Annotated in this window: 1 protein-coding gene; it reads left to right on the top strand. The window is 72.0% G+C overall.

Going from position 1 to position 2,207, the window contains the following annotated elements:
* Positions 1-2,107, top strand: a 2,107-nt coding sequence (locus D588_RS0112405) for a DUF3418 domain-containing protein (protein ID WP_017916217.1), incomplete at its 5' end; no start/stop codon positions are given.
* Between the last annotated feature and the right edge of the window lie 100 nt (positions 2,108-2,207).

The raw sequence follows: 2,207 nt of genomic DNA, 5'->3' as shown, positions 1-2,207 counted from the left end.
CGCACCGGCGGCCCAAGCCGCGCCACCGGCGTCCGCCGAGGCCGGGGAGGCACCGCGTGCCAGCGAACGCGAGCGTGCCGCCGCCTACCAGGCGCTGCACCGCGCCTTGCTGGCCGGGCTGCCGACCCAGGTCGGTCACCGCACCGAGAAGGGCGATTTCCTGGCGCCGCGGCAGCGCCGCTTCCTGCTGTTCCCCGGTTCGGCGCTTGCCCGCAAGCCGCCGCCGTGGGTGCTGCCGGCGACGCTGCTGGACACGCAGAAGGTGTGGGGTTTGACCAACGCGGCGATCGAGCCGGATTGGGTGATCGCCGAATTGCCGCACCTGCTGGCGCGCAAGCATTTCGATCCGCACTGGTCGCGCGCGCAGGGGCAGGTGCTGGCCTCCGAGCAGATCAGCCTGTTCGGGCTGGTGCTGGCGCCGAAGAAGCCGGTGCACTACGGCCGCATCGATCCGCCCGGTGCGCACGAGCTGTTCGTGCGCCAGGGCCTGGTGCCAGGCGAGATCAACACGCGCGCCAGCTTCGTCGCCGACAACCAGAAGGTGCTGGCGCAGGCGCACGAGGAGGAGGCCAAGCTGCGTCGCGCCGGCATCGTCGCCGACGAGGACTGGCAGGCGCGCTGGTATCTGGACCGGATTCCCGGCGAGATCCATTCCGCCTCCGGCCTGGACGCCTGGTGGAAGGCGCTGGCACCGGAGCAGCGGCGCGCGCTGCACTGGTCGCTGGCCGACCTGTTGCCGGGCGAGGGCAGCGCCGCCGAGCGCTATCCCACGTATTTCCCGCTGGGCGATGCGCGGCTGCCACTGCACTACCGCTTCGAACCCGGCGCGGCCGACGACGGCGTGACCCTGGAGGTGCCGGTGCACCTGCTCAACGCGCTGGACCCGGCGCGGCTGTCGTGGCTGGCGCCGGGCTTCGTCACCGACAAGGCGGCGGCGCTGATCCGCAGTCTGCCCAAGGCGCTGCGCCGCAACTACGTGCCGGCGCCGGACTTCGCGCGTGCGTTCTACGAGGCGTTCCCGCAGCCCAGCGCCGACGACATCCGTGGCGAGCTGGCGCGGTTCCTGCAGCGCGCCACCGGCGCGCCGCTGAGTGCGCTGGAGTTCGACGAGAGCACGCTGGAGCCGCATCTGCGCATGAACCTGCGCCTGCGCGACGAGGCGGGCAAGGTGCTGGCCGAATCGCGCGACCTGGACGCGCTGCGCGCGCGCTTCGGCGAACGTGCCGGGCAGGCCTTCGCCGCGCGCGCCGGCCGCGCCATGGCCGCGACCGGGCTGCGCGAGTTCCCGGCCACGCCGATCCCGCTGCAGGTGCCGGGCGAAGCCGGCGTGCCTGCGTATCCGGCGCTGGTGGACGAGGCCGACAGCGCTGCCCTGCGCATCTTCGCCGACCGTACGCAGGCCGAGGCGGCGCATCCGCGCGGCGTGCGTCGGTTGCTGGAGATCGCCCTGGCCGACAAGGTCAAGCAGGCGCGCAAGCAGTTGCCGGTATCGCCCAAGACCGGGCTGCTGTACGCGGCGATCGAATCGCAGGAACGCCTGCGTGGCGACCTGGTGGAAGCGGCGTTGAATGCGCTGCTGGAACAGGGGCTGGAGGCGATCCGCGATGCGGACAGTTTTGCCCAGCGCCGCGACGCCGCCGCCAGGCAGCTGTTCGGCGAGGCGATGGAGCGGCTGAAGCTGGCCGAGGCGATCATGGGCGCGGCGGCGGAACTGAAACCGCAACTGGAATCGCCGCTGATGGGCTGGGCCAGCGGCAACCTCGACGACCTGCGCGCGCAACTGGCGGCCTTGCTGCATCCGGGCTTCCTGCGCGAGACCCCGGCCACTGCCCTGGCGCAGTTCCCGCGCTACCTGCGCGCGATGATCCTGCGCGCCGAACGCGCCAAGCGCGATCCGGCGCGCGACCAGTCGCGGATGCTGGAGCTGAAGCCGTTCGTCGACGCACTGGCCGACGCGGCCGCGGCCGGACGCGGCGACACGCCGGAGTGGCAAGCGCTGCGCTGGGACCTGGAAGAACTGCGGGTGTCGCTGTTCGCCCAGGAACTGGGCGCCCGCGCCGGCATCTCGGCCAAGAAGCTGGCGCAGCGGGTGGCTCTGCTGCGGTGATTGGGGAATGGGGATTGGGTGTGAGATTCCACCGCTGTTCCCGTACCACCCGCGCGACCAGCATTCTTGTGGGAGGAACTTCAGTCCCGGCGCGTTCAGC

This window comes from Xanthomonas sp. SHU 308 (assembly GCF_000364645.1).
GTDB classification, from domain to species: domain Bacteria; phylum Pseudomonadota; class Gammaproteobacteria; order Xanthomonadales; family Xanthomonadaceae; genus Xanthomonas_A; species Xanthomonas_A sontii.
This window is presented reverse-complemented; position numbering and strand designations above follow the sequence as displayed.